14 protein-coding genes are annotated in these 18,808 nt (G+C 66.3%); all 14 read left to right on the top strand.

The features are described 5' to 3' along the window. Positions 1–6 precede the first annotated feature (6 nt). The 14 genes from J4D28_RS02005 (at position 7) to J4D28_RS01940 (ending at position 18,459) form a co-directional block, all read left to right on the top strand. Positions 7–2,430, top strand: a complete 2,424-nt coding sequence (locus J4D28_RS02005; protein ID WP_103330698.1) for a TonB-dependent receptor — start codon at positions 7–9, stop codon at positions 2,428–2,430. A gap of 362 nt (positions 2,431–2,792) precedes the next feature. Continuing rightward, positions 2,793–4,169 carry a diaminobutyrate--2-oxoglutarate transaminase gene (locus tag J4D28_RS02000; protein WP_103330731.1) on the top strand — a complete coding sequence of 459 codons (1,377 nt, stop codon included), beginning with the start codon at positions 2,793–2,795 and terminating at the stop codon, positions 4,167–4,169. A 223-nt stretch (positions 4,170–4,392) separates the two neighbouring features. Continuing rightward, positions 4,393–6,192, top strand: a complete 1,800-nt coding sequence (locus J4D28_RS01995) for an IucA/IucC family siderophore biosynthesis protein (RefSeq protein WP_103330699.1) — start codon at positions 4,393–4,395, stop codon at positions 6,190–6,192. Beyond that, a complete protein-coding gene (locus tag J4D28_RS01990; RefSeq protein WP_103330700.1) occupies positions 6,185–7,405 on the top strand; it encodes a type III PLP-dependent enzyme in 1,221 nt (406 codons plus the stop codon). Before J4D28_RS01995 ends, J4D28_RS01990 begins: the two co-directional genes overlap by 8 nt. Beyond that, entirely contained in the window at positions 7,402–8,820 is a 1,419-nt protein-coding gene (locus J4D28_RS01985; RefSeq protein WP_103330701.1) for a DHA2 family efflux MFS transporter permease subunit, read from the top strand. Before J4D28_RS01990 ends, J4D28_RS01985 begins: the two co-directional genes overlap by 4 nt. Positions 8,821–8,838: 18 nt before the next feature. Further along, positions 8,839–10,707 (top strand): IucA/IucC family siderophore biosynthesis protein, encoded by a 1,869-nt coding sequence (locus J4D28_RS01980; protein ID WP_177477859.1) that lies wholly within the window; start codon positions 8,839–8,841, stop codon positions 10,705–10,707. Next, positions 10,701–11,474, top strand: coding sequence for an HpcH/HpaI aldolase/citrate lyase family protein (locus tag J4D28_RS01975; RefSeq protein WP_103330702.1), 774 nt, complete (start codon positions 10,701–10,703; stop codon positions 11,472–11,474). The genes J4D28_RS01980 and J4D28_RS01975 overlap by 7 nt, the downstream gene beginning before the upstream one ends. A gap of 4 nt (positions 11,475–11,478) precedes the next feature. Further along, the gene (locus J4D28_RS01970) at positions 11,479–13,377 is read left to right on the top strand and encodes an IucA/IucC family siderophore biosynthesis protein (RefSeq protein WP_103330703.1); all 1,899 of its coding nucleotides are present in this window, start codon (positions 11,479–11,481) and stop codon (positions 13,375–13,377) included. After that, positions 13,370–14,260: an ABC transporter substrate-binding protein gene (locus J4D28_RS01965; RefSeq protein WP_038632592.1), complete on the top strand. Its 891-nt coding sequence runs from the start codon at positions 13,370–13,372 to the stop codon at positions 14,258–14,260. The genes J4D28_RS01970 and J4D28_RS01965 overlap by 8 nt, the downstream gene beginning before the upstream one ends. Beyond that, positions 14,257–15,246, top strand: coding sequence for an iron ABC transporter permease (locus tag J4D28_RS01960; RefSeq protein WP_103330704.1), 990 nt, complete (start codon positions 14,257–14,259; stop codon positions 15,244–15,246). The genes J4D28_RS01965 and J4D28_RS01960 overlap by 4 nt, the downstream gene beginning before the upstream one ends. Next, positions 15,239–16,270: an iron chelate uptake ABC transporter family permease subunit gene (locus J4D28_RS01955; protein WP_053269117.1), complete on the top strand. Its 1,032-nt coding sequence runs from the start codon at positions 15,239–15,241 to the stop codon at positions 16,268–16,270. Before J4D28_RS01960 ends, J4D28_RS01955 begins: the two co-directional genes overlap by 8 nt. A gap of 10 nt (positions 16,271–16,280) precedes the next feature. Further along, a complete protein-coding gene (locus tag J4D28_RS01950; protein ID WP_009043984.1) occupies positions 16,281–17,072 on the top strand; it encodes an ABC transporter ATP-binding protein in 792 nt (263 codons plus the stop codon). Then, positions 17,069–17,848, top strand: coding sequence for an IucA/IucC family C-terminal-domain containing protein (locus J4D28_RS01945; protein WP_103330705.1), 780 nt, complete (start codon positions 17,069–17,071; stop codon positions 17,846–17,848). Before J4D28_RS01950 ends, J4D28_RS01945 begins: the two co-directional genes overlap by 4 nt. After that, positions 17,845–18,459, top strand: coding sequence for an RraA family protein (locus J4D28_RS01940; protein ID WP_038632584.1), 615 nt, complete (start codon positions 17,845–17,847; stop codon positions 18,457–18,459). Before J4D28_RS01945 ends, J4D28_RS01940 begins: the two co-directional genes overlap by 4 nt. The last annotated feature ends 349 nt before the right edge of the window (positions 18,460–18,808 follow it).

Here is an 18,808-nt window from a genome sequence, read left to right as displayed (position 1 = left end):
CCTCCCATGCCCGCAGTATTGCCTTACCGTTTGCGCCCGGTTGCCCCCGGCCTGCGCCCGTTGTTGCACTTGGGCCTCATGCTGTCCCTCAGTTCCAGTCCGTTCTTCATCCAGGCCAGCTGGGCCGACGATGCCGCGCGGCGCAGCTATCAGGTGCCGGCCGGCCCGCTGAGCGCCGCGCTGACCCGTTTCGCCGGCCTGGCGGGGGTCAACCTGTCGGTGGACCCGCAGCTGGTCAGCGGGCGCAACAGCAGCGGCCTGTCCGGCGAGTACGGGGTGGAAGAGGGCTTTGCCCGTTTGCTGCAAGGTTCCGGCCTGCAACTGCAACCGGTGGGCGAACAGGCTTATATCCTCACCCCGGCGCCGCAAGGCGGCAGCCTGCAACTGGCGCCGACCTCGATTCTCGGTGCCAGCGGCGCGACCGACAGCGACGTCTTCGCCGGCGGCCAGGTGGCGCGCCGGGGTTCCCAGGGCCTGCTGGGCTCGAAGGACTTCATGGAAACGCCGTTCAGCATGACCACCTACACCAGCGAGGTGGTGAAGAACCAGCAGGCGCGGACCCTCGGCGACCTGATCGCCAGCGACCCCTCGGTGCGCGCCACCAACCCGGCGGGCGGCCGCTACGAGCAGTTCACCATCCGCGGTTTCAGCCTGTTCAACAGTGATGTCGCCTACAACGGCCTGTACGGCGTGCTGCCGACCTACACCATCGACATGGAAATGGCCGACCGGGTGGACATCCTCAAGGGCCCGACCCAGCTGATCAACGGCATCTCGCCGCGGGGCAGCGTCGGCGGCGGGATCAACGTGGTGCCCAAGCGCGCCACCGACAAACCGATCACCGAACTCACCGGCAGCTACGCCTCCGACAGCCAGGTCGGCGGCGCGGTGGACATCGGCCGGCGCTTCGGCGAGGACAACAAGTTCGGCGTGCGCCTGAACGCGGTCAAGCAGTCCGGCGACACTAAGTGGGATCATCAGAGTGTCGACCGCGAGATGGCGGTGCTGGGCCTGGACTTCCGTGGCGAACGCCTGCGCCTGTCGACGGACATCGGCCACACCGAGCGCGATACCGACGCGCCCCAGGAGCGGGTGCAGATCGGCGCCAACGCCAAGGTGCCGGACGCCGACGATGTGCGACACAACTATGCGCAGTCCTGGAGCAAGGCGCGGACCAAGGACACCTTCGGCACGGTCAACGCCGAATACGACGTCAATGATTCGGTCATGCTGTACGGCGGCGTCGGCGCGCGCAAAAGTAACCACGACTTCCTCCGTCATGCCGTGTCGATCACCAACGACGCCGGCGACTTCAGCGTCCAGCCCCGCGACTTCACCCGCGACGAAAACGTGCGCACCACCACGGCGGGCGTGCGCAGCTGGTTCCATACCGGCCCGGTGAGCCATGAGGTCAACCTGGCGGCCAGCTACTTCTACATGGATTTCGAAAACGGCGGCGCGCGCTATGCCGCATCCCCCAGCAACCTCTACAACCCACGGCCGACGCCGACGCCGTCGCGGCCGACGCGTTTGGACCCCAAGGTCTACACCGAGAACCGCTTCAGCGGCGTGGCGCTGTCCGACACCCTGGGCTTCTTCGATGACCGCCTGCTGCTGACCCTCGGCGCGCGCTGGCAGCGGGTCAAGGTCGACGACTGGAGCGACGGCGTCAAAGGCGACACCGCCTACGACGAGGAAAAGGTCTCGCCTTCGGGTGGCCTGCTGTTCAAGGCCACCGATCAGTTGTCGCTGTACGTCAACTACATGGAAGGCCTGAGCCAGGGCAAGATCGCGCCGTCGACCTCGATCAACGAAGACGAAATCTTCCCGCCGTTCATCAGCCGCCAGGTCGAGGCCGGCGCCAAGTACGACGCCGGGGCGTTCGCCCTGACCGCCGCGGTGTTCCGCATCAAGCAGCCGGCCTACGAGACCAACGCCACTACCCGGGTCTTCGGCCCGAACGGCAAGCGCCAGAACGACGGCGTCGAGTTGAGCGTGTTCGGCGAGCCGCTCAAGGGCTTCCGCCTGCTGGGCGGGGTGATGTACATCGACAGCGAACTGAAGGACACCACCAACGGCACCTTCGACGGCAACCGGGCGCCGGCCACGCCGAAGTACAACGTCAACCTGGGTGCCGAATGGGATGTGCCGAAAGTCCAGGGCCTGACCCTGACCGCGCGCGGCATCTATTCCAGCTCGCAGTACCTGGACCAGGCCAACAGCAAGGAAATCGACTCCTGGGAGCGTTTCGACCTGGGTGCGCGCTACGCATTCAAGCTCGACGACAAGGACATCACCTTGCGCGCCAATGTCGAGAACGTGCTGGACAAGCGTTACTGGAGTTCGGCCGGGGCCTCGGACGACAGCGAGCCGGGCTTGACCCTGGCGACGCCACGGACCCTGTTGCTTTCGGCAACCGTAGGTTTCTGAGAAACGATGCGGACAAGCGCCACAGGGAAGGGCGCACCACCGTATCGATCGGCCATGACCGGTTCCCCGGTCGAGGAAGGATGTATGCCCGTTATTACATGATGAACTTGCCGGCCTCTTGAATGAGGTATTGGCCATTTAATGGCAACTAACGAAGTTGTCAGGAAGATGGCAATAACATGGCTAACTCATGGCATCGTTAATGACTTTTCCCAGGTTTATCAACTTGGTTTTTGGCGTGCGCGCGCTATTTAACTTATGCCTGGAAGTGCTATGTAAATTTCCAAATAAGTTCGAATAAGCAGTTGCACCTTTTTATTAATGATAATAATTTGCATGTCGAATTTAACGAGGGTGAACAGATGTTGAATGATGGCATATTGCGCACTAGTCCTCTGCAAAAAACCAATGCCGACTATCTGGCCCGGCAAGGCAAGTTCGAATCCAATGTGCGCAGTTATCCGCGCAAGTTGCCGCTGGCCATCGCCAAGGCACACGGGGTCTGGGTCACCGACGTCGAAGGCAAGACCTACCTGGATTGCCTGGCCGGCGCCGGCACCCTGGCCCTGGGGCACAACCACCCGGCGATCATGGCCAGCCTCGACAGCTTCCTGGCCTCGGGCCTGCCCATGCACACCCTGGACCTGACCACAGTGGTCAAGGACGCCTTCAGCGAAACCCTGCTCAGCCTGCTGCCGGGCCAGGGGCGCGACTACTGCCTGCAATTCTGCGGGCCGTCGGGGGCGGACGCGGTGGAAGCGGCGCTGAAACTGGCCAAGACCCACACCGGGCGGCACAACGTCATCAGTTTCTCCGGGGCCTACCACGGCATGACCCACGGCGCCCTGGCGCTGACCGGCAATACCGCGCCGAAGAACGCCATCGCCGGCCTGATGCCGGGGGTCCAGTTCATGCCGTACCCCCACGAATACCGTTGCCCGCTGGGCATCGGCGGCGAGGCCGGGGTCGAGGCGCTGACCCATTACTTCACTCAGTTCATCGAGGACGTGGAAAGCGGCGTGTCCTTGCCGGCGGCGGTGATTCTCGAGGCCGTGCAGGGCGAGGGCGGGGTCAACTGCGCGCCGGCCAGCTGGCTGCGGGCGATCCGCGAGGTGACCCGCAAGCACGGCATCGTGCTGATCCTCGACGAAGTGCAGGCCGGTTTTGCCCGCACCGGCAAGATGTTCGCCTTCGAGCACGCCGGCATCGAGCCGGACATGATCGTCATGTCCAAGGCGGTGGGCGGCGGCCTGCCGATGGCGGTGCTGGGCATCAAGCGCGAGTTCGATGCCTGGGAGCCGGGCAACCACGCCGGCACCTTCCGCGGCAACCAGATGGCCATGGCCGCGGGCCTGGCGACCCTGCAGGTGCTGCGCGAGCAGAACATCGCGGCCCTGGCCGAGCGCCGCGGGCAGTGGCTCAAGGAGCAATTGATGGCCTTGCAACAGAACTATCCGGCCCTGGGCCAGGTGCGCGGGCGCGGCCTGATGCTGGGCATCGAGATCGTCGACGAGCGCCAGCCGGCCGACCGCCATGGGCATTTCCCGTCGGACCCGAGCCTGGCCGTGGCCATCCAGCAGCACTGCTTCAAACAGGGCCTGCTGCTGGAGCGCGGCGGACGCCGGGGCAACGTGATTCGCCTGTTGCCGCCGCTGGTCATCGACGACGAACAGTGCCAGCAGGTTATCCAGCGGTTTACCCGCGCAGTGGCGGACGCTTTATTGCAGAGCCGTTCTTGAAGGGCTGTTTCGGGGATTAACCGAAGTCGATAAAAGTGTGTCGTTTTTCACACTTTAAGTTCCTGATAGAAAAAACTGTCAGATGAAAATTTTTATTTGAAAGTGTAAGCGGACGATTTCGTCCGACGGGTATCTGTCGGCTTTTCAGTGTGGCCGAAGAGCAACTAACCATTTGCCGCGACATTACGCAGCCAGTGACCGCACGGGCTACTGTGGAGCACCTATGAATTATTCAGATCGCGATGTTTTATCAAAGCATGTTTTATCGAAGATGGTCAGTGAACTGGCGACCACACGCGCCTTGCTCAATTGCCTGATCAAAGAGTTCGCCTTGCCGGAAAACTGCCTCAGTTACAGCTGGCCGACACAGATGCAGGGCATTGCCCCCGGCAGTTATCTGGACGGCCTGGAATGGAAGGGCATCCCGCTGACCATCGACCTGCCCAACCAGCAGCAGTTCTTCGTCATGGTCGATCGCCGCGATCACCTGGGCAGCCATCGTTACCTGTCGGACGTGTATGCCCGGCGCGAGGGCGAGACCTGGCGCTGCCTGGCCTTTGCCGAGTTCGTCGAGCAACTGCTCGGCGCCTGCGAGCACATGACCCGGGCCAGCAACGACGAGCTGCTGGACCAGGTGCTGCAAAGCCAGCTGCTGACCGCCGCCATCGTCGCCCACAACATGGACGGCCAGGGCCCGGCGCCGCTCAGTGGCTACCTGGCCAGCGAGCAGGGCCTGTGGTTCGGCCACCCCAACCACCCGGCGCCCAAGGCGCGGCTGTGGCCGGCGCACCTGGCCCAGGAAACCTACGCCCCGGAGTTCCAGGCCGAGACCGCGCTGCACCTGTTCGAAGTGCCGCGCCAGGGTTTGCGGGTGACCGCCAGCGGCCTCAGCGAGGAGCAGGTGATGGCCGGTTTCGCCGACCAGGGCCGGGCGCGTCCGGGGCACGCGATGATCTGCATGCACCCGGTGCAGGCCGAGCTGTTTATGCAGGACCGCCGCGTGCAGCGCCTGCTGGAGCTGGGCGAGGTGGTCGACCACGGGCCGACTGGGCCGCTCGCCAGCCCGACGGCGTCGATGCGCACCTGGTACATCGAGGACCACGACTTTTTCATCAAGGGCTCGCTGAACGTGCGCATCACCAATTGCGTGCGCAAGAACGCCTGGTACGAGCTGGAAAGCACGCTGATCATCGACCAGTTGTTCCAGCGCCTGCAGCGGACCCAGGCCGAGACCCTCGGCGGGCTGTCAGCGGTGGCCGAGCCGGGCTCCATGAGCTGGGCCCCGCTGCACGCCAGCGAAGCCGATGCCCATTGGTTCCGCGAACAGACCGGGGCGATCCTGCGGGAGAACTTCTGCCGCCGCGCCGGCGCCGAGCGCAGCGTGATGGCCGGCACCCTGTTTGCCCGCGACATCCATTCGCGGCCGCTGGTGCATGACTTCCTGCAAGGCTTCAACGCCCAGCCACTGGCGGACGAACAACTGGTGGACTGGTTCGACCAGTACCAGGCGCTGCTGCTGCGGCCGGTGCTGGCGCTGTTCTTCAACCACGGCGTGGTGATGGAGCCGCACCTGCAGAACAGCGTGCTGATCCACGACCAGGGCCAGCCGCAACAGCTGCTGTTGCGGGACTTCGAGGGGGTCAAGCTCACCGATGAGCTGGGCATGGCGCAGATCGAGGTTGGCCTGCACCCGCGGGTGCGTCAGTCGCTGCTGTATTCCCGCGAGCAGGGCTGGAGCCGCATTACCTACTGCCTGCTGATCAACAACCTGTCGGAAGCGGTGCTGGCCCTGAGCTGGGAACGCCCGCACCTGGCGCCGCTGATGTGGCAACGGGTCGAGCAGCAGTTGCGGCGCATCCGCGACGAGCTGGTGCGCCCGGCGCCGGAGCTGGACGCGCTGATCGCCGGCCAGCCGATCGCCTGCAAGACCAACCTCAAGGTGCGCCTGGCCGCCAAGGCCGATCGCCAGGCCGGCTACGTCAACCTGAGTTCGCCGTGGAGCGAGGAGGCCCGTTATGGCTGAGTTGTCCCAGGCAGTCCTGAACGCCATCGACCAGGCCCGGGCCGGCAGTGCCGATCCGCTGGCGGCCTTTATCTACGATCTGGATGCCTTGCAGGCCCATGTGCGCCGGGTGATGGCGGCGTTGCCGGCCGGGGTCGAGCTGTATTACGCAATCAAGGCCAACAGCGAGGCGCCGGTGCTGGCGGCGCTGGCCCCGCTGGTCGGCGGTTTCGAGATTTCCTCGGGCGGCGAGATCGAGCGGGTGGTGGCCTGTCCGACCCGCAAGCCCTATGTGTTTTCCGGCCCCGGCAAGCTCGACTCCGACCTGCGCGCGGCCCTGGCCCAGCAGGTGGAAGCGGTGCACCTGGAAAGCCTCAACGAGATCGAGCGCTTGCAACGCCTGGCGGTGGAAGCCGGGCGGGTGCAGCCGGTATTCATCCGCATCAACCCGCAGTTGCCGCAGAACCAGTCGAGCCGGCTGGCCATGGCCGGCACCGCCACGCCGTTCGGCATCGACGAGGCGGAACTGGCCGAGGCCGTGCAAAGGGTCGACCGGGCCAGCCATCTGCGCCTCAAGGGGTTCCATGTGCACGCCATGTCCCACCAGCAGTCGGTGGAGCGCCATGAGCAGTTGCTGGACTTCTATCTGCAACGCTGGCCGCTGTGGAAGGCCCTGGCGGCGCACCCCGAGCAACTGACCCACCTGAATGTCGGCGGCGGCATCGGCGTCGATTACCTCAGCGGCCAGCAGTTCGACTGGCAGCGCCTGTGCCGCTACCTGGAACGCCGGCTGGCGGAGCAGGGCAGCGAGGCGCCGATCCTGCGCTTCGAGCCGGGGCGCTTTATCAGCGCCTTCTGCGGTTACTACGTGATCGAGGTGCTGGACACCAAGACCAGCCATGGCGAGCACTTCCTGGTGTGCCGCGGCGGCACCCACCAGTTCCGCCTGCCCGCGGCGCAGAGCCACAACCACCCGTTGATTCACCTGCCGCGCACGCCGCAGCCGGCGCACACCGCGGAGCAGGCCTGGACCGTGGTCGGCCAGCTGTGCACGCCCAAGGATGTGCTGAGCCGGGCCCAGCCGCTCAGGGGCGTCAGCGTCGGCGACCTGCTGGTGCTGCCGATGGCCGGGGCCTATGGCTACAACATTTCCCACGCCGATTTCCTCTGCCATCCACGGCCGGCGCAGCACTTCCTGCGCCAGGGTGAATTGCTCGAAGGAGCCGCGCTGTGAGCTTCAACGCACCGCGTAGCTGGGTGGTGGTCAACGTGCTGCTCGGCACCCTGACCGTCAGCCTCAACAACAGCTCGCTGAACCCGGCGCTGCCGGCGTTCATGGAAGCCTTCGCCATCGGCCCGCTGATGGCCACCTGGATAGTCGCGGCCTTCATGACCAGCATGGGCATGACCATGCCGCTCACCAGTTTCCTCAGCCAGCGCCTGGGCCGCCGGCGCCTGTACCTGTGGGGCGTGGCGCTGTTTATCGGTGGTTCGCTGCTCGGTGCATTGGCTGATTCGATTGCCCTGGTGATCGCCGCGCGGGTGGTGCAGGGGATCGCCAGCGGGCTGATGATCCCGCTGTCCCTGGCGATCATCTTCTCGGTGTACGCCAAGGACGAGCGCGGCCGGGTCACCGGCCTGTGGGGCGCGGCGGTGATGCTCGCGCCGGCGGTGGGCCCGCTGTGCGGCAGCCTGCTGCTGGAGTGGTTCAGCTGGCGCTCGCTGTTCTTGATGAACGTGCCGATTGGTGTCGTCGCGCTGCTGATGGGCCTTGCGGTCCTGCCGGCTGCCGAGCCGGCCGAGCGCAAGCCGTTCGACCTGGCCGGCTACCTGCTGATCGCCTCGGGCATCGGCCTGCTGATGATCGCCATCAGCCGCCTGCACCACGCCGCCGGGCTGGTTGACCCGATGAACCTGGGCATGCTGCTGGTGGCGCTGCTGTGCCTGGTGGCCTTTGTCCGCCTGGAGCTGCGCCGCGAGGCGCCGTTGCTCAACCTGCGGATCTTCGCCCTGCGCGGTTATCGCCTGAGCGTGATCATCGCCGTGGTGCAGTCGGTGGGCATGTTCGAGTGCCTGGTGCTGCTGCCGTTGCTGGTGCAGACGGTGCTCGGCTACAGCGCCATCTGGACCGGCCTGGCGCTGCTCTGTACCGCGGTGTTCGCCAGCCTGTTCGGGCGCATGGGCGGCAGCGCCCTGGATCGCCACGGGCCGCGGCTGGTGGTATCCGTTGGCTTGCTGCTGACCGGCCTGTCGACCCTGGCCCTGGGCCTGCTCCGGGCCGATGCGGCGATCGGCCTGGTGTTCGTGCTGATGATGCTGCGCGGCGCCGGCCTGGGCCTGTCCTACATGCCGGTGACCACCGCCGGGCTGAATGCCTTGCCCGAGCCGATGGTCACCCAGGGCGCGGCGATGAACAACATCTCGCGGCGCCTGGTGTCGTCCCTGGCCATCGTCATCGCCTCGCTGTGGCTGGAGTTCCGCCTCGTCGACGGCGGCGCGCAGGCCCAGCAGGCGGGCATGTCGGGCGCCATCAGCGAGGTGTTCGTGGTCACCGGCCTGCTGATCCTGCTGGCACTGCCCTGTGCCTGGCGTTTCCCCCTTTCCGACGAGACCGCCGAGGCAGTGCCCGGCGCGCTCGAACACCGTTAACCCCTCTTTGCACAAGGTATGAACATGGCGACTGCAATCTCGACAACCTCAAGCCAGCACTCCGGCCCCGGCGCCTGGCTGGCCAGGGTGGATGGGCGTATCGACGAAAAAGTGCAGCAGCGGGTGGTCGGCCAGCTGTTGCAGACCCTGCTGTATGAAGGCGTGCTGGCGTTCGACAGCCAGCCGCTGGACGGCGGCCAGCGGCGTTTCGTGGTGCTCGGCGTCGATGGCCGCCAGGAGCGGGTGGAGTACCACTGCAACGGCCTGCTCAGCGCCAGCTTCGATTTGATCCGCCTCGATTCCGCCAGCCTGGAACGCCTCGACAGCCGCGGCCAGCGCAGCGTGCCGGACCTGCACCAGGCCCTGGCCGAGCTGCTCGGCGACTACCAGGACAGCCCGCACCTGGGGCGCTTCATCCAGGAACTGGAGCAGACCCAGCTCAAGGACCTGCAAGCCCGCAGCCAGGGTTACCAGGCCGAAAAGCCGGCCCACCAGCTGGACGTGGACGCCCTGGAGCAGCACTTCATGGACGCCCACAGCTATCACCCGTGCTACAAGTCGCGCATCGGTTTTTCCCTGGCCGACAACCAGGCCTACGGCCCGGAGTTCGCCACGCCGATCGCCGTGGTGTGGCTGGCGGTGGCGCGCAACCGGGCCTCGCTCAACCATTCGCAAAAACTCGATTTCCCGGCCTTTATCCGCCAGGAGCTGGGTGCCGAACGCTGGCAGCAGGTCGAGCGACAACTGGCCAGCCAGGGCCGGGCGCTGGACGACTACCAACTGCTGCCGGTGCACCCGTGGCAGTGGGAAAACCTGATTGTCTCGACCTTCTACCCGGAGCTGCTCAACGGCGAGCTGATCTACCTCGGCACCTCGGATGACCAGTACAAGGCCCAGCAGTCGATCCGCACCCTGGCCAACGCCACGGCCAAGCAGCGGCCCTACGTCAAGCTGGCCATGAGCATGACCAACACCTCCAGCACACGCATCCTGGCCCGGCACACAGTGATGAACGGGCCGATCATCACCGACTGGCTGCAACAGCTGATCGCCAGCGACAGCACCGCGCGCCAGCTGGATTTCGTGATCCTCGGCGAAGTGGCCGGGGTCAGCTTCGACTACCAGCACCTCCCTGAGTCCCGCGGGCCCCAGGCCTACGGCACCCTGGGGGCGATCTGGCGCGAAAGCATCCATCAGTACCTGAAGGCCGACGAGCAGGCCGTGCCGTTCAACGGCCTGAGCCATGTGGAGAACCGCTACGGCACGGGGCCGCAGCAGCCGTTCATCGATGCCTGGATCCGCCAGTACGGCTTGCAGGCCTGGACCCGCCAGCTGTTGCAGGTGACGGTGCCGCCGATCATCCACATGCTCTACGCCGAAGGCATCGGCATGGAATCCCACGGCCAGAACATCGTGCTGATCGTCAAGCAGGGCTGGCCGCAGCGCATCGCCCTCAAGGACTTCCACGACGGCGTGCGTTACTCGCCGGCGCACCTGGCGCGTCCCGAGCTGTGCCCGGAGCTGGTGCCGCTGCCGGCCAGCCACGCCAAGCTCAACCGCAACTCCTTCATCCTCACCGACGACGTCAACGCGGTGCGCGATTTCTCCTGCGACTGCTTCTTCTTCATCTGCCTGGCGGAGATGGCGATCTTCCTGCGCCAGCACTACCAGCTGGACGAAGGCCAGTTCTGGCAGATGACCGCCGAGGTGATTCTCGACTACCAGAACGCCCATCCGCAGCACCGCGACCGTTTCGGCCTGTTCGACGTGTTCGCGCCGAGCTACGAGGTGGAAGAGCTGACCAAGCGCCGCCTGCTGGGCGACGCTGAACGGCGCTTCAAGTCGGTGCCCAATCCACTCCACGCCTACAGGCCGCAAGCATGCTGAGAAGCAACCAGCTGAAACGCAAACTGACGGCCGGGCAGGCGGTGTACGGGCTGATCAGCTCGATCCCGGCGCCGGCGGCCATCGAACTGATCGCCGAGGCCGGGTTCGACTTCGTGATCATCGACATGGAGCACGTGCTGATCAATCCGGAAACCGTCGAGCACATGATTCGCACCGCCGAAGCCTACGAGCTGACACCGCTGGTGCGGGTCGCCGACCTCAACCCCAAAACCCTGCTGCGCCTGCTCGACGGCGGCGCCCAGGGCATCGTGCTGCCGATGATCGAATCCGCCGAGCAGTTGCAGGCGGCGATTGCCGCCTGCAAATACCACCCGCTGGGCCAGCGCAGCCTCAACGCCGGGCGCCCTGGCAGTTTCGGCAAGCACAGCCTGGCGCAGTACGTGGCCGAGGCTAACGAACAGATCATGCTGGTGGCGATGATCGAAAGCGCCGCCGGCGTGCGCAACGCCGCGCAGATCGCCGCGGTGCCGGGCCTGGACATGATCCTCGAAGGCGCGGCCGACCTGTCGCAATCCCTGGGCATGCCCTGGCAGATCGACCAGCCGGCGGTCCAGCAGGCCCTGCTCGATGCCTGGCAGGCGGCGGACCATGCCGGCGTGCCGTACTGCGCGATCCCCCGGCAGGCCGGTGACCTGGGCCGCTGGCGCGAGCGCGGGGTCCGCGCCTTTGTCCTCGGCGACGAACGCGGCATTGCCTTTCGTGCTCTCCAGGCCAGGTTGGCCACCCTTTCTCTAGAAGGAAACTGATCCGATGAACTTCACAACCATGGCCGCCGAACTGGTGATGCAGGACCTGATCGATTGCCTGCTGGCCGAAGACTTCTTTGGCCGCGAACCCTTGCCGCTGCTGACAGCCAGCCAATGGCGCCAGGCCCATCCTGAAGCGCCAGCCCTTGAAGCCTCAACCCTTGAAGCGCCAGCCCTTGAAGGCGCGGATGCCCGGCAGCGGATCTGGGAATGGTGCTGCGACGCCCAGGAGCAGCGCTTTATCAGCATCGCCCTGCGCCCGGGCATCACCCAGCAATGGGAGAAGGTCCCGGGCACGCAGGTTTTGGCCCGCCAGGAGCAGCGTTGGACCGCGCTGACTCCGGTGGACTTTATGCGCCGGGTGTTCACCGGCATGGGCCCGCGTTTCCAGGACAATGAAAAGGGCCTGACGCTGTTCCTCGAAGTGCTGCATATCAGTGTCTGGCAGACCGCCCTGTCCCTGGAGCACCGGGTCGACCACCAGGGCCTGATGGCCCAGAACGGCGCTACCTTTTTCCGCACCATGGAGCAGTGGGCTTCGCTGCGCGATCGTCCGTACCACCCGCTGGCCAAGGCCAAGCAGGGTTTGCTGCAGGCCGAATACCAGCAGTACCAGGCCGAGTTCGCCCAGCCGGTGGCGCTGAACTGGGTGGCGGTGCGCAAGGACCTGCTGCAAGGCGGCGAGGGCGTGACGGACCTGGAGCAGGTCTACCCGGCGCGCTACCTGTTGCCCGAAGCCTTGCAGGCACGCCTGGCCGGTGAACTGCGCGAGCGCGGTATCGGTGACAGCCACGTAGCCTTGCCGGTGCACCCGTGGCAGTTCGAGCATGTGTTGCAGGCGCAACTGGGCGATGCCTTCGCCCGTGGCGACTGCCAGCGCCTGGACTTCAGCGAAGCCACGGTGTTCGCTACTTCGTCGCTGCGCTCGATGACCCCTTGTTTCGCCAGCGCCGACTACCTGAAGCTGCCCATGGCCATCTACTCCCTGGGCGCCTCGCGTTACCTGCCGGCGGTGAAAATGATCAACGGCGGCCTCAGCGAGGCCTTGCTGCATCAGGTACGGCGCCTCGACCCGGTGCTGGAACAGAGCCTGCACCTGTGCGACGAGAGCAAGTGGTGGGCCTTTATGCCGCCGCAGGCGACCCTGTTCGACGAGGCGCCGCGGCACCTGTCGGCGATGGTCCGCGGTTACCCGCAAGCCTTGCTCGACGACCCGGACTGCCGCCTGCTGCCGATGGCCGCCCTGGGCACGCCATTGCCCGGCAGCAACCGGCACTTCTTCGATGAATGGATGCAGTACCGCCAACTGCCAGTGACCCAGGCTTCGGTGCTGACCCTGTTCAGCGAGCTGTGCCAGCGCTTCTTCGACGTCAACCTGCGGATGTTCCGCCTCGGCATGCTCGGCGAGGTGCACGGGCAGAACGCGGTGCTGGTGTGGAAGGCCGGCCAGGCCCAGGGCCTGCTGCTGCGCGACCACGATTCGCTGCGCATCTTCGTGCCGTGGCTGGAGCGCAACGGCATGGCCGACCCGGAGTACCGGATCAAGAAAGGCCACGCCAACACCCTGTACCACCAGCGTCCCGAGGACCTGCTGTTCTGGCTGCAGACCCTGGCGATCCAGGTCAACGTGCGGGCGATCATCGACACCCTGGCCCAGGTCTACACCTTGCCGGCGACTGCACTGTGGAGCACCTTGCGCCAGGTACTGGACGGGCTGCTGCAGAGCATCGACTTCGACGACGAGGCGCGGGCGATGATCAGGCACCAGCTGTTCGAAGCGCCGCGCTGGCCGCAGAAGCTGCTGCTGACGCCGATGATCGAACGCGCCGGCGGCCCGGGCAGCATGCCGTTCGGCAAGGGCGAAGTGGTCAACCCGTTCCAGCGGCTGGCCGCCGATGCCTGATCCGCTGCTCCATCCTTGCAGGCGCACGCTGTTGCGCCTGTCCCTGGGGCTGCTGGCATTGCCCCGGATCGCCCGCGCCGAGCCGTTGCGCCTGGTCACCCTGTTCCAGGGCGCCACCGACAGCGCCGTGGCGTTGGGCGTGACGCCTTGCGGCGTGGTGGAGTCGTCGAGCGAGAAACCGACCTTCCGCTACCTGCGCCCGGCGCTGGCGAATGTTCCTCATGTCGGCCTGGAAACCCAGCCCAGCCTGGAGGACATCGTGCTGCTGGAGCCGGACGTGATCGTCGCCTCGCGCTTTCGCCACCAGCGCATCGCGCCGCTGCTGGAACGCATGGGCACGGTGCTGATGCTCGAGGAAGTCTTCGAGTTCAAGCGCACCCTGGCGCTGATGGGCGCGGCCCTGAACCGCCAGCAACAGGCCAGCAGCCTGCTGGGGCAATGGCAGCAGCGGGTGGCGCGCTTGCGCGAGCAGTTGCAGGCAAATTTCGCCGGGCGCTGGCCGCCCACGGTGTCGGTGCTGGATGTGCGCGAAGACCATATCCGCAGCTACCTGCCGAGCAGTTTCGCCGGCTCGGTGCTCACTGAGCTGGGCTTCGCCTGGAACCCGGTCGCCCGCGAGTCCCGCGGCACCTATATCAAACTCACCAGCAAAGAGAACTTGCCCGTGGTCGATGCCGACCTGTTTTTTGTATTCCAGCGAGACAGCCAGGCGGTGCAACACAACTATGAACGGCTGGTGCATTACCCGTTCTGGCAACAGCTGCGCGCCGTGCAACAGCAGCAGGTGTGGCGGGTGGATGGTATCGCCTGGAGTTTCTCCGGGGGGATCCTCGGCGCCAACCTGATGCTCGACGACATTGCCCGCCTGGTGGCGTCTTCATGAGCCGTGGCCTGAAACTCGGCCTGGCGTGTGCCGTCCTGCTGCTGTGCGCAGGCCTGAGCCTGGCGGCCGGGGCGACCTGGATCGAGCCGTCGCAACTGCTCAAGGGCCTGCTGCAACCGGACAGCCTGAGCGCCGGCCAGCAGTTGATCTTCAGCAGTCGCTTGGCGCGCACCCTGATGGCCGTCGCCGTGGGCGCGAGCCTGGCGGTGGCGGGGGCGCTGATGCAGGCGCTGACCCGCAACCCGCTGGCATCGCCGGGGCTGTTCGGGGTGAACGCCGGGGCGACCTTTGCGATCATCCTCTGCTCGTCGCTGTTTGCCTTGTCGTCCATGAGCCAGTGGTTGTGGTGCGCCTTTATCGGCGCCGCGCTGGCCGGCAGCCTGGTGTGGCTGATCGGCAATCGCGGGCAGGGCAGCCTCAATCCGCTGCGCATTGTCCTGGCCGGGGCAGCGATCACCGCGTTGTTTTCCGCCTTCAGCCAGGCGTTGCTGGTGGTCAACGAGGAGGGGCTGGACACCGTGCTGTTCTGGCTCGCCGGGTCGTTGTCCGAGCGCGACCTGGCGCTGGCCGCGCCGCTGCTGCTGGGCGTGTTGCTGGCCTTGTTGGGGGCGTTGCTGCTGGCCGGGCAGGTCAATGTGCTCAACGCCGGCGAAGCCATCGCCATCGGCCTCGGGCAGCGCACCGGGTTGATCCGCTGGCTGATGAGCGTGCTGATCATCGGCCTGGCGGGCAGTGCGGTGGCGCTGGCGGGCAGCATCGGTTTCATCGGCCTGCTGGTGCCGCACATGGTGCGCAAGGGCCTGTCCATCGACCACCGCTGGTTGCTGCCGGGGTGCGCGGTGCTGGGAGCGATCCTCCTGCTGCTGGCCGACACCCTGGGGCGCCTGGTGATCCTGCCGCAGGAGGTGCCGGTGGGGGTGATGACCGCGTTGTTCGGCGCACCGTTCTTTATTTTCCTGGCGCGCCGTGGAGGTCGTTATGAGTAAGACCCTGACCCTGCGCACCGCCGGTTTCTCGCGGCGCATCGACCTGGCGACCCTGTGGCGGCTGTCGCTGGCGCTGCTGGCGACGGCGCTGGTGATGCTCGGCGCCTTGTCCCTGGGCAAACTCAAGCTGTCGCCGCTGACCGTGCTGGAGCTGCTGTGGCACGGCGGCGATGAGCGCCTGCTGTTTATCGTCGAGCAACTGCGCCTGCCGCGCCTGCTGCTGGCGGCCCTGGTCGGCGCGGCGCTGGCGGTGTCCGGCCTGATTTTGCAGAGCATCATCCGCAACCCGCTGGCGTCCCCCGATCTGTTGGGCATCACCAGCGGCGCCAGTGCCGCGGCGGTGCTGTACCTGTCGTTCTTTTCCCTGCTGCTGGGCCCGCAGTTCTTGCCATTGGCGGCGATGCTCGGCGCCGGGCTGGCGGCCCTGGCCATTTACCTGCTGGCCTGGAAGCAGGGCACCTCGCCGCTGCGCCTGGTGCTGATCGGCGTCGGCGTGTCGGCGCTGCTGGCGGCGGTGACCACCTTTGTCCTGGTGTTCAGCCCGCTGACCACCACCTTGTCGGCCTATGTCTGGCTGACCGGCAGCGTCTACGGCGCCAGCTGGCCGGAGCCGCGGGCCCTGGGCGGCTGGCTGCTGGCGATCCTGCCGTTGCTGGTGTGGCTGGCGCGCCAGGTGCGGGTGCAACAACTGGACGACGCCTTGGCCCAGGGCATCGGCGTGCGGGTACAGTGGCTGCGCGCCGGCCTGCTGCTGGTGAGCGTGGCCCTGGCCGGGGCGGCGGTGGCCTGGGGCGGGGCGATTGCCTTTGTCGGGCTGATTGCGCCGCATATCGCCAAGCGCCTGGTGGCCCCGGGTTTCGCCGGGCAAGCGGTGATGGCGGCGCTGGTCGGCGCCAACCTGGTGATGCTCGCCGACCTGATCGGGCGCACCCTGTTCCTGCCCCTGGACCTGCCGGCGGGGATCTTCGTCGCGGTGCTGGGCACGCCGTTCTTTCTTTATCTTTTGATCAACCAGCGGCACTAAGGAATTCCCGATGTCCTCGATGGCAACCCAGCAACTGACCCTGGGCTATCAGCGCCAGGTGATTATCGACGGGCTGGACCTGCAACTGCCGGCGGGCCAGGTGTCGGTGCTGATCGGCAGCAACGGCTGCGGCAAGAGCACCCTGCTCAAATCCCTGGCGCGGCTGCTCAAGCCGCAGCAGGGCTCGGTGATCCTCAATGGCGAGGATATCCAGCGCAAATCCACCGCGGCGGTGGCGCGGGAGCTGGCGATCCTGCCGCAGATGCCCAGCGCCCCCGAAGGCATCACCGTGCGCCAGCTGGTGGCCCTGGGGCGTTATCCCTACCAGAACTGGATGCAGCAATGGTCGGCCCAGGATGAAGCCATGGTCGAGCGCGCCCTGTTGCAGACCGGCGTGCAGGCCCTGGCGGAGCGGCCGGTGGACGCCTTGTCCGGCGGCCAGCGCCAGCGGGTGTGGATCGCCATGACCCTGGCCCAGGACACCGAGATCGTGCTGCTCGACGAGCCCACCACCTTTCTCGACCTGGCGCACCAGATCGAGGTGCTGGACCTGCTGCGCGAGCTCAATCGCCAGGAGAACAAGACCATCGTCATGGTCCTGCATGACCTCAACCTGGCCTGCCGCTACGCCGACCATATGGTGGCGGTGCACCAGCGCACCGCGTTCGCCCAGGGCCGGCCGGCAGAGATCCTGACCGAGGAACTGGTCAAGCAGGTGTTCGACCTCAATTGCCGGATCATCCCCGATCCGTTTTTCGGCACGCCGCTGTGCATTCCCTTTGGCCGGGAACTGCCGCAATGAGCCTGCAAGCCGCCTTCAACGCGCAAGACTGGAGCGTGCTATCCGGGCCGCTGCGCCTGAAACCCATGGCGCAATGTGACCGGCAGCGCTCCCTGAGCGCCCGGGCCTTGCTTGACGATGAAACCTGTATCGCGCTGTTCGACCAGCTGGGGCCGGTGATCGGTTCGCCGACCCGGGCGATCACCGCTTCGTTGCTGGCCAAGCGTTTTTCCTTCCTCGCCACCGGCGCCTGCCTGTACGCCATGTCGGTGTGCGACCAGGGCCTGCTGCTGTCCCTGGACGATTGCGTGATCGAGTACGGCCACGACGACGGGCTCTGGACTTCGTCGATGCCGCTGCCGGACCGGGCTCCCCAGGTTTATGCCGCGGGCGAACGCGAAGCCTGGCGCGCGTCCATTGTCGAGTCGTTGTTCGCCGGAGTGCTGGCGCCGCTGTGGCAGACCTTCAACCGGGTCAGCGGCATTTCCCGGCGCATCCTCTGGGAAAACACCGCGGTGCGGGTCTATTCGCTGTACGAAAAACGCATGAGCAAGGTCGAGGACCCGCTGATCCGCCTGCGTCATGAGGCGGACTTCGACTGGCTGCTGCACGAGGCCGCACCGCCGCTGTTCGGCCTGGACTACAACCCACTGCGGCACTTCCGCCGCCCGCCGACGCAGTTGGAGGAGGGCAAGAGCATCCGCTTTCGCCGCACCTGCTGCTTCTATTACGAGGCCACTGAGCCCGCCGAATACTGCTCCACCTGCCCGCTGCTGCGCCCGAGGAAATGCCGATGATCGCTCCGCGCCAACCACCCGCCAGCGCTGCCTTGCTCGAGCATTACCGCGGCATCGCGCCTTCGACCCTTGGCCACTTTGGCGACGAGGGTTACCTGCGCGGTATCCGCCCGCTGTTCGACGGCCTGCGCATGCTCGGCAATGTGGTCACGGTCAAGGTCTTCGCCCCGGATGGCGCCATCCTGCGCGACGCGCTGCTGCTCAGCGAGCCGGGGGATGTGCTGGTGATCCAGTGCGTGGGCGACCAGGAGTGCGCCTGCTGGGGCGAACTGCGGACCCTGGCTGGATTGATCAAGGGCCTTTCCGGGGTGGTAGTGGAGGGCGCGGTCACCGATGTTGCCGCCTTGCGCGAGCATCGCCTGCCGGTGTTCAGCCGTGGCGTCAGCGCCTACACCACCCGGGGGATCGGCCAGCAAGGGGAGGTCAACCTGCCCATCGAGGTGGCCGGGGTGCGGGTCAACCCGGGGGATATCGCCATCGGCGACGACGACGGGGTGTTTATCCTCGACGGGCAACGGGCCGAGGCGCTGTTGCCGCAGTTGTTGGCCAAGGAGGCGCTGGACCGCGAGCGGCGCGCGGCGTTCTTGCAGCGTCTGGCTTCTATTGGCTGAGTTGGGGCGCGGCGGTGGATTTGCACTTTTATAAGGCGTCGCCGACCCGACCTTGCACCAGGCTAAGGCGATTCCTGGCCCAGGGCAGGCTATCCGGGAGCCTTGCAGAATGGCCGCGCAAGCCCGCCAGCATGGCGTTTCAAGGCGTGCGGCGCAGCCTGGCACAAAGGCTGCAAGACAGCCGATAACGCCCCACCGCGCATGTCGCGGGCGGGCCGCCCCATCGGTCAACGCGGATCGATCGGCCAACAGGCCATGGGCACTCGGTGAATCAGGCACAGCAGCCCGATCGCACACCGCAAATAACAGGCAAAGGCGCCTGAAACCGTGAGGTTTCAGGCGCTTTTTT

It is taken from the genome of Pseudomonas sp. GW531-T4 (assembly GCF_017349615.1).
In the GTDB taxonomy this organism is placed as follows: Bacteria; Pseudomonadota; Gammaproteobacteria; order Pseudomonadales; family Pseudomonadaceae; genus Aquipseudomonas; species Aquipseudomonas chlororaphis_I.
The sequence above is the reverse complement of the archived record's forward strand: the minus strand, read 5'-3'. Positions and strand labels throughout refer to the sequence as shown.

What these genes read in the sequence shown, in the direction of transcription:
- J4D28_RS02005 (WP_103330698.1), top strand. Translation starts at nt 7, where the DNA reads ATGCCCGCAGTATTGCCTTACCGTTTGCGCCCGGTTGCCCCCGGCCTG.
- J4D28_RS02000 (WP_103330731.1), top strand. Translation starts at nt 2,793, where the DNA reads ATGTTGAATGATGGCATATTGCGCACTAGTCCTCTGCAAAAAACCAAT.
- J4D28_RS01995 (WP_103330699.1), top strand. Translation starts at nt 4,393, where the DNA reads ATGAATTATTCAGATCGCGATGTTTTATCAAAGCATGTTTTATCGAAG.
- J4D28_RS01990 (WP_103330700.1), top strand. Translation starts at nt 6,185, where the DNA reads ATGGCTGAGTTGTCCCAGGCAGTCCTGAACGCCATCGACCAGGCCCGG.
- J4D28_RS01980 (WP_177477859.1), top strand. Translation starts at nt 8,839, where the DNA reads ATGAACATGGCGACTGCAATCTCGACAACCTCAAGCCAGCACTCCGGC.
- J4D28_RS01975 (WP_103330702.1), top strand. Translation starts at nt 10,701, where the DNA reads ATGCTGAGAAGCAACCAGCTGAAACGCAAACTGACGGCCGGGCAGGCG.
- J4D28_RS01970 (WP_103330703.1), top strand. Translation starts at nt 11,479, where the DNA reads ATGAACTTCACAACCATGGCCGCCGAACTGGTGATGCAGGACCTGATC.
- J4D28_RS01965 (WP_038632592.1), top strand. Translation starts at nt 13,370, where the DNA reads ATGCCTGATCCGCTGCTCCATCCTTGCAGGCGCACGCTGTTGCGCCTG.
- J4D28_RS01960 (WP_103330704.1), top strand. Translation starts at nt 14,257, where the DNA reads ATGAGCCGTGGCCTGAAACTCGGCCTGGCGTGTGCCGTCCTGCTGCTG.
- J4D28_RS01955 (WP_053269117.1), top strand. Translation starts at nt 15,239, where the DNA reads ATGAGTAAGACCCTGACCCTGCGCACCGCCGGTTTCTCGCGGCGCATC.
- J4D28_RS01950 (WP_009043984.1), top strand. Translation starts at nt 16,281, where the DNA reads ATGTCCTCGATGGCAACCCAGCAACTGACCCTGGGCTATCAGCGCCAG.
- J4D28_RS01945 (WP_103330705.1), top strand. Translation starts at nt 17,069, where the DNA reads ATGAGCCTGCAAGCCGCCTTCAACGCGCAAGACTGGAGCGTGCTATCC.
- J4D28_RS01940 (WP_038632584.1), top strand. Translation starts at nt 17,845, where the DNA reads ATGATCGCTCCGCGCCAACCACCCGCCAGCGCTGCCTTGCTCGAGCAT.